Source organism: Arthrobacter sp. 10N44_2, from assembly GCF_056394385.1.
The window spans coordinates 1-7,488 of sequence record NZ_JBFTHT010000033.1; the positions used below are offsets into that span (position 1 = coordinate 1).

Annotated in this window: 8 protein-coding genes and 1 pseudogene; 7 read left to right on the forward strand and 2 right to left on the reverse strand. The window is 69.1% G+C overall.

Features of this window, described 5'->3' with window-relative positions:
* Both AC1DBX_RS20555 and AC1DBX_RS20560 read left to right on the forward strand, forming a co-directional pair.
* The coding region (locus tag AC1DBX_RS20555; protein ID WP_476932656.1) for an HNH endonuclease at nucleotides 1-596 on the forward strand (596 nt) is incomplete at its 5' end.
* Nucleotides 597-1,049: 453 nt separating this feature from the next.
* Entirely contained in the window at nucleotides 1,050-1,667 is a 618-nt protein-coding gene (locus AC1DBX_RS20560; RefSeq protein ID WP_028276890.1) for a uracil-DNA glycosylase family protein, read from the forward strand.
* Between the two features lie 61 nt (nucleotides 1,668-1,728).
* On the opposite strand, the gene AC1DBX_RS20565 is transcribed toward AC1DBX_RS20560, so the two are convergent.
* Nucleotides 1,729-3,012: a type II toxin-antitoxin system HipA family toxin gene (locus AC1DBX_RS20565; protein ID WP_476932657.1), complete on the reverse strand. Its 1,284-nt coding sequence runs from the start codon at nucleotides 3,010-3,012 to the stop codon at nucleotides 1,729-1,731.
* Nucleotides 3,009-3,305, reverse strand: coding sequence for a type II toxin-antitoxin system Y4mF family antitoxin (locus tag AC1DBX_RS20570; protein ID WP_223914978.1), 297 nt, complete (start codon nucleotides 3,303-3,305; stop codon nucleotides 3,009-3,011). The genes AC1DBX_RS20565 and AC1DBX_RS20570 overlap by 4 nt, the downstream gene beginning before the upstream one ends.
* A 399-nt stretch (nucleotides 3,306-3,704) precedes the next feature.
* Here AC1DBX_RS20570 and AC1DBX_RS20575 point away from each other — a divergent pair, with 399 nt between their 5' ends.
* The 5 genes and pseudogenes from AC1DBX_RS20575 to aspA all read left to right on the forward strand — a co-directional run.
* Entirely contained in the window at nucleotides 3,705-4,325 is a 621-nt protein-coding gene (locus tag AC1DBX_RS20575; RefSeq protein WP_476932658.1) for a hypothetical protein, read from the forward strand.
* Nucleotides 4,326-4,444: 119 nt separating this feature from the next.
* The gene (locus AC1DBX_RS20580) at nucleotides 4,445-5,188 is read left to right on the forward strand and encodes a YcnI family copper-binding membrane protein (RefSeq protein WP_476858092.1); all 744 of its coding nucleotides are present in this window, start codon (nucleotides 4,445-4,447) and stop codon (nucleotides 5,186-5,188) included.
* Between the two features lie 141 nt (nucleotides 5,189-5,329).
* A complete protein-coding gene (locus AC1DBX_RS20585; protein WP_476932659.1) occupies nucleotides 5,330-6,025 on the forward strand; it encodes a FadR/GntR family transcriptional regulator in 696 nt (231 codons plus the stop codon).
* Nucleotides 6,026-6,151: 126 nt separating this feature from the next.
* On the forward strand, nucleotides 6,152-7,198 hold the full coding sequence (locus AC1DBX_RS20590) for an asparaginase (protein ID WP_476932660.1): 1,047 nt from the start codon (nucleotides 6,152-6,154) through the stop codon (nucleotides 7,196-7,198).
* 9 nt (nucleotides 7,199-7,207) lie between these two features.
* A pseudogene (gene aspA / locus AC1DBX_RS20595) lies at nucleotides 7,208-7,488 on the forward strand (aspartate ammonia-lyase); the annotation flags it as partial.

Here is a 7,488-nt window from a genome sequence, read left to right on the forward strand (position 1 = left end):
GAAACACGGACAGAAACGGTGACGGCCAGTCCGGCGGTCCGGGGCACAGTGGTCGCCCTGGACCGGGTGGCACCGGAGGGAGCGGCGATGACCCCGCGTTCAACCTCTGGCTCCGGCGGCTCTACACCCACCCCGGGAGCGGGGAGCTCATCGCCATGGACTCCCGCGCCCGGCTCTTCCCGCCCGGGCACCGCCGCTTCATCCAGGCCAGAGACGATACCTGCCGGACCCCGTACTGCGACGCGCCCATCCGCCACCTGGACCACATCATTCCCTGGCACAGCGGCGGCCCGACCACCACGGACAACGCCGCCGGACTTTGCGAAGCCTGCAACCACACCAAAGAAACCCCCGGCTGGAAAGCACGCCCCAGCCCCGAAGCCGCACCCGGATCCGCCTCGAGCATCGGCGCGAGGCACACCATCGAACTCACCACCCCCACCGGCCACACGTACCGTTCCACCGCGCCGCCGTTGCCCGGAACACCGCTTCGGCCGTCAGCCACAGACCAGCCGGGCTCCCGCCGCCGGCGCCAGCTCCGGCACCAAGCCAAAGCGCTCAGGCGTGGAAAGCCCAAAGTTGGGGCTGCGGCATAGGGACCAGTTCGTTGGCTGCCGTGCGGGCCCGAACTAACATTGGCTCGGCCTCGGGGCACAGTTGCCGGGCGACGGGCCGCTATTCGAAGCACTCGATTCGCGGCTCTTGCCCTCGGCTCGCCACGCTTCATCGCATCCAGCATGTCAGCGGCAAAGAAAAGCGCCCGACCACCTGGGCGGCGGCGGACGTCAGGCCTGCAGGTACCTTCGCGATCTCGCTAAGAGACGGCTCGGACACTTCCGTGTCCCGAACAACCCGGAGTCATCAGATGGTTACCTGCAGGCGCTTTAAGCCTACGCCCGCCTCACGGCCGTCACCAGAGGGCCGTTGACTCAGGGCAAACCCCCGCGCAGCCCCGGCCGAATAGGTCCCGGCCGAAACACCCCCTGCCGCGAAAGCGTAGAGTGGAGGAAGCCGCCTGATTCTGGACGCCAAGTGCTGAGGGAGAAATCGTGACGATTGACTGGGACGAAAAGAAGACCCTGCTGCAGGAGCCGAACATCGCCGCCGTGACGCAGCTGTGTGACGAACTCATGGAAAAGAAGCCTGGATCCGTGGTCCCGTACATCGACCCCATCCACGACGAGGACGAATGCCGGATCGTCAGCCTGCATATCAGCCCGGGCAAGGGCACCGAATCGGGCTTTGTCTCGCACTTCAACGACGATGAAGCCGCCCGCCGCGCCACCTCCATCTACGAGGCCGCAGAGCTGGACCCCCGCTATGTGATGCCGTGGAACGCCTACCCGTGGATCCGCGATCCGGAGGCATCCTCGGCCCTGAACGTCCAGGAGAAGACGGACGGCCTCCGGCCCTTCCGCCAGTTCCTCAAGATCAACAAGCGCGTCTCGGCCGTAATTGCGCACGGCGCGGACGCCCACTCCTTCCTGACGCTTTTCGAGAAGACCTACCATTCCTCGCTGAAGAATCATGGTGTCAAGATCTACAAGGCCACCGCACTTGGCGGCCGCGCCTTCGCGGTATCTCCGGCCAAGCAGGAAGAGCTCCTCGCCAAGAACGTCGAGGTCTACAAAGACGCCATGCAGCGGGCGGGCATCCAGCACCTCTGAGGCTCCACGCAACCCCGTCCGGCAACGGCATCCGGCGCAAGCCGAGCCGGCGCCGGCGGCATCACCCGGCCAGCAGCCTGCGCCGGTGTTTGAGTTCCTTGACCCAGTCGCGGGTGACCATCGCTGAAAACGGCGAGGCGCCGTCGTCGGTCATGGAGCGGAACGCCGTGCCCGCCTGAAGATCCGCCAGCAGCGGTTCCGAGGCCTTCAGCGCCAGTTCCAGCACCTGGACGGCGGCACGTTCAGTCAGCCCCATCCCCGCGGCCCAGCCCAGGAAGTGCTTCCGGGAAATCCCTGTGCGCTTGCCGTCCAGGGTCAGGGCGAGTGTCTTGTCCCCGTAGACGACCGTGGACGGGATGTCGTATACCGGCGCGATGGACCACTCTCCGGCCGGCTGCTGCACCATGGAAACGTTCTTCGCGTGCAGGTCGCCGTTGCCCGTCAGCCACGCAAATGCCGCCTGGAGGGCCAAATTCCGCAACGCGGGCAGCGGTGCCGCGCAATACGCCGCAAGCGCATGGCACACCTGCCCGTATCCCACGTTGTACTTGTCCGCAGGGTAGAGGCCCAGCACCTGCGCACCGTCCTCGACGGCGAGCCGCTGCACGGCCCGCGGCGACCTGGCCGCCGCCTTGGGCCCCGACACGCCGGCGACAGGCCCACCGGATACAGTGCCACTGGCCACAGGCACCCGGTCGAAGCGTTCCACGAGCAACCCGGGCCGCCCGGCGACGTCGCGTATCAGCTGGACCCGGCTCAGAGGGATCCGCAGCCGCGCCGCGTACCGGAACATCGCGTACTCGTTTTCGACGACGTGCGGGAACTCGGGCGCGTTGAGTTTGAGGATGTAGCGCCGGCCGGCGCTGGCCACCGGCATGGAGATCATTCCAGCGGACAGCTTGTCCTGCACCCCCGCCAGGGCCACCGGGTCGATCAGCCCGGAGTCGCCCAGCAGGGCCTCGAAATCCACGGGCGTTGCGGGGTCAAGCTCGACGGCGTGCTCGTCCGGGTCCAGCTTCTCGCCGTGGCCGACGATCTGCACGTCACCCACCGGGTTGGCACCGGCCGCGATGAGCAAGGACAGCTCATCATCCACGCTGGTCTTGATGGAACGGCGCAACGCATTCAGCCGCCGGCCCTCCGGCAGAAGCCCGGTGAAATACGGCGGGGCCGCTCCCGCCGCGGACAGCACGGGTCCCGGAGTTAGCGGCAGGGAGCTCGCGACGGCGGGGCCCCCGGACGCCAGATAGGCCGGCAGGTAGGTGAACCTGGTGCCGCCGTCGTGCCGCTCCAGCCGGGCCGCCAGCACGCCGGCCTTGTAGATATCCGCGATCCGGTGCCTCATGGCCGGGCTTCCGGCCCGTCCCGCAGTTCACCGTCGGCCCGCAGGCCGGCCACCGGGCCTGCGAGGGCACGGGCTGCGGCGCTGGTCCGGGTCTGGACCCGGAGTTCCAGCCCCAGCGTGTCCAGGAGCGCCAGCAGGGAGTCCAGCTGCACCGTGCGTTTTCCCTGTTCGACGAACCGGACGAAGCGCTCTGAGACTCCGGCCAGTTCGGCCAGCTCACGCTGGCTCAGGCGGAGCGACCCGCGCCGGGCCCGGGCCTCGGCAGCGAGTTCGCCCGGAAATGCGTTCCCCATGGCCACCTCCCGTTGATCAAGATACGTCCGAGGGTCCGGCGTTCGTGCGTACGAACGCTCTGGGTTCGAACTCTGTGTGCGTACCAACCTGTGGGATCGAACCCTGTGGGCCCGAACCGTGGCGGTACGAACGTGCCGCTTTGCAGGCATTTCCAGTATAGGACGGGCCAAGATGCCTGCACAGGGCTATAACGGCACGTACGTACCGGCGCACTGGGCAGGCAGGGGCAACTGCCGGCGACCGAAGGCACCCGCCATCACTGCACGGCTGGCGCAGCCCTGCCTCCACAGATTGGGCGGTTCAGCCGCGCGCGGGCGTGACGGTTCGCAATGGCCCGTAGGATTTAAGGGACTTAAGCGACAACCAGACCCCACGGAATCCGGAAAGGACTGCACACGATGACGCGCGCTCCCTTCCGGCTGTTCCGCACAGGTCTGATCGGATCCATCATCGTGGCGCTGGCAGCCGGCGGCCACCTGGCCGGCGGCGGACGTCTGCCCGAGCCGGCGATCGTGACGGCGTTGTGTGCCGTGGCGATGGTCCCCGTGGCCGTACTGACCCGCGTCCGACTGTCCTTTCCGGCCCTGGCCGGCCTGCTCGGCGTAGGGCAACTGTGGCTGCACTGGTCCTTCGGCGCCTTGTCCTCAGGGGCGCCCGCGGCCCTCCAGGCCCGAATGGCTGCGGGTCATTCGGGCCATCCGGGCCATTCGGCGGCTGCCATTGCCCCGGCGATGCCCGACCCTTCCATGGCGGTTTCGGCGGCCGACATAGGCGGAGCCATGTTCGCCGCACACGCGATGGCGACGCTCGGCACGGCACTGTTGCTCGCCCGCAGCGAGCAGGCTCTGTCCGCACTTGCTTCCTGGCTGCGCCCGCTCGTGCGGCTGCCCCAGCCCTCCGCCGCCGCGCCCCTGCGCGTACCCCGCCCCCGCGCGGTCAACCTGGTCCTCCCCAAAGCCCGGGCTGGCCTTCGCCTGCCGGCCAGGCGCGGACCTCCGGAGCTGTCGCCCGCCGCCTGACATCATTCCCTTTCACATATGGACGGGGACAGCAGGTGGCCACCCCACTGCTACCGCCGGAAGGACAACGCACCGGACGGCTCCCCACCTGATATCCGTTAGTGAAAGGCACCCTTGCCATGAAGTCCCCCCTTCGCCGTACCCTCAAAACCGCCGCTGCCGCCACGATGACCGCGGGCCTGCTCGCCGCCGGCGCAGCAGCCGCCTCCGCCCACGTCCACGTCGACACCGATGATCCGGCCGCGGGCGGATACAGCCACCTGACGTTCAATGTCCCCAGCGAGTCCGAGTCGGCCAAGACCAGCAAACTCGAAGTCACGCTGCCCACGGACACCCCGTTCACTTCGGTGTCGGTGAAGCCTGTCGAGGGCTGGAAGGCCGTCATCACCACGAGCGACCTGCCGAAGCCGATCACGATCGCCGGCGCCACGGTCACCAAGGCCCCGAGTTCCGTGGTCTGGACCGCGGACGAGGCCCACCAGATCGGACCGGACGAGTACCAGGCCTTCTCACTGTCCGTCGGCGTCCTGCCGGACGCGGGAACCACGGTGACGCTGCCGACGGCCCAGACCTACACCGATGGAACCGTCGTCAAGTGGGACGAGAAGACGGTCGAGGGCCAGGCCGAACCCGGGCACCCGGCACCCTCCTTCGTGACCACGGCCAAGGACGCCGACGCCCACGGCGCAGCCGTCCCCGCCGCAGCCACGACGACCGCACCCTCGGCGGCCCCGGCAGCGGCAGCGGGCATGTCCAGTGACGGCGGATCCGCCGCCGGCTGGATCGGGCTGGCCGCAGGGCTGATCGGACTGGCCGCGGGCGTCACCGCGCTGGTCCGCACCCGCCCGTCCAAGGTCCAGTAGTCCCGGCCAGCAGCCCGGACACAAACCCAGGCAAGTAGGCCGCCGCCGGAACTCCAGCCCGAGCGGCGACGGCGGCCCCGGACCCCCCGGGGCCGCCGTCATACTTGACACCCCGGTGTGATCCCTGCCATATTTTAAAGCGTGAACCTGTCAGACAGCCGGACAGCAGGACAGCCATTGGCTCGCCTCAGTGCCGCCGAAGCCGTTTTCAACGTCCTCCGCACCGAGATCGAATCCGGCAGGCTCGGCGTCGGCGCCAAGCTGAGCTCCGAGGCCACTCTTGCCCAGCAGTACGGCGTGAGCCGCTCCGTGATCCGGGAGGCCCTGCGCTCCTGCACCGCCTTGGGCTTGACGGTCACCAAGACCGGGCGGGGCACGTTCGTCGTCGCCAACCGCGTGGCAAAGGACCTGGTCCTGGGCCAATACTCGGCCCGCGACCTCACGGAGGCGCGTCCCCATATCGAGGTTCCCGCAGCCGGACTGGCTGCAGAACGCCGTTCGGCCGAGGAGCTGGCAACGCTGCGCGACATCGTCGCCGCGATGAGCGGCGAGGACGACCCCGAAGTGTGGGTGGGCCTGGACTCCAGCTTCCACGCGTTGATCGCGCGGGCCAGCCGAAACAAGGTCTTCGAGAACGTCGTCGCGGACATCCGGGACGCCCTCGCCCACCAGTCCGAGACCCTGAACATGGTGGCGGACCGCCAGCACGCGTCCGACGAGGAGCACCGGCGCATCCTGGCCGCGATCGAAGCCGGCGACGCGGCGACGGCGCGCATCGCCATGAGCCGGCATCTGCACGCCGTTGGCATTGCCCTCGACTCGATCCTCAACGCCTGACGTCAGGTGCCTGGTGCCTGGTTCCGTCAGCAATGCCGGAAGCAATCTGGTCAGCACCGGCAAAACCAGCACCAACACAGTGACCAGCCACCACAACCGCATCAACCGCCACCGCCAAAGGACGCAATGACTTCCCCTGCCCTCGACAACACCCCGACCCCGCTCGCCCCGGAGTGGCTGCCGCAGCACGTCCCGCTTGCGGTCCAGACCCGGGACGGGCTGGTCGAGAGTGTCCACTACGGCTCGGTCATCGCCACCGCAGCGGACGGCCAGATCCTACTCACTGCCGGGGAGCCCCTCGCCCCGTTCTACCCGCGGTCCGCCCTGAAGCCCCTGCAGGCCGTCGCCATGGTCCGCGCCGGGCTGGACCTCCCGGACGAACTGCTCGCCCTCGCCGCCGCCAGCCATTCCGGCGCAGCCAGCCACCTTGACGGCGCCCGGCGCATCCTGGAGCTGCACGGCCTGACGCCAGCGGACCTCGAGAACAGCACCGATCTCCCCTACGGCGCCCGCGAACGCGAAGACTGGCTCGGCGGCGGCGGCCGGGCCACCCAACTGACGCAGAACTGTTCCGGAAAGCATGCCGCCATGGCGGCCACCTGCGTCATCAACGGCTGGCCGGTCCAGGGCTATCTGGACCCGGCGCACCCGCTGCAGCAGCTGGTGGCCCAGACCGTGGCGGACCTCACCGGTGAAGACCCCCAGCGCACCACCACTGACGGCTGCGGCACCCCGCTCTTCGCGCTCACGCTGCGCGGCATGGCCCGCGCCTTTGGCCGCCTGGCCGCGGCTGCCGCGACCGGATCCGGCGAAGCGGAAGCCGCCGTCGGCCGCGCCATGCGCCGCCACCCCGAGATGGTTGCGGGCGAGGACCGGGACGTCACCGCGCTGATGCGTCTGGTCCCCGGCCTGCTCGCCAAAGACGGCTTCGAGGGCGTCCAGCTGGTGGGCCTCCCGGACGGCCGCGCCCTCGCCGTGAAGGTTTCCGACGGCGGAGACCGCGCCCGGATGCCCGTCACCGTCCGGGTCCTGGCCGCGCTCGACGTCGACACCTCGCCCTTGGCGCGCCTCGCCGCTACCCCTGTGCTGGGCGGCGGCCGGCCCGTAGGGCTGCTGAAGGCCACCGATTTCCTCGCTGACCCCAAGATCTCCCCCGCCCCCAAAGACCTGTAAGGGACCGCCATGACCTCGCTCGACGAACGCGCAGAATTCCGCTCCGAACACGACCTCCTGGGYGACCGGGAYGTTCCCGCCGGCGCCTACTGGGGCGTCCACACCCTCCGGGCCGTGGAGAACTTCCCCATCACCGGCCARCCACTGTCCTCCAACATGCACCTGGTCCGCGGCCTGGCCGCCGTGAAACTCGCCGCCGCCCGCACCAACCACGAGCTCGGACTGCTCGACGCCGGGCGTGCCGCCGCCATCGGGCAAGCCTGCACCGAGGTCATGAACGGCAAACTCAG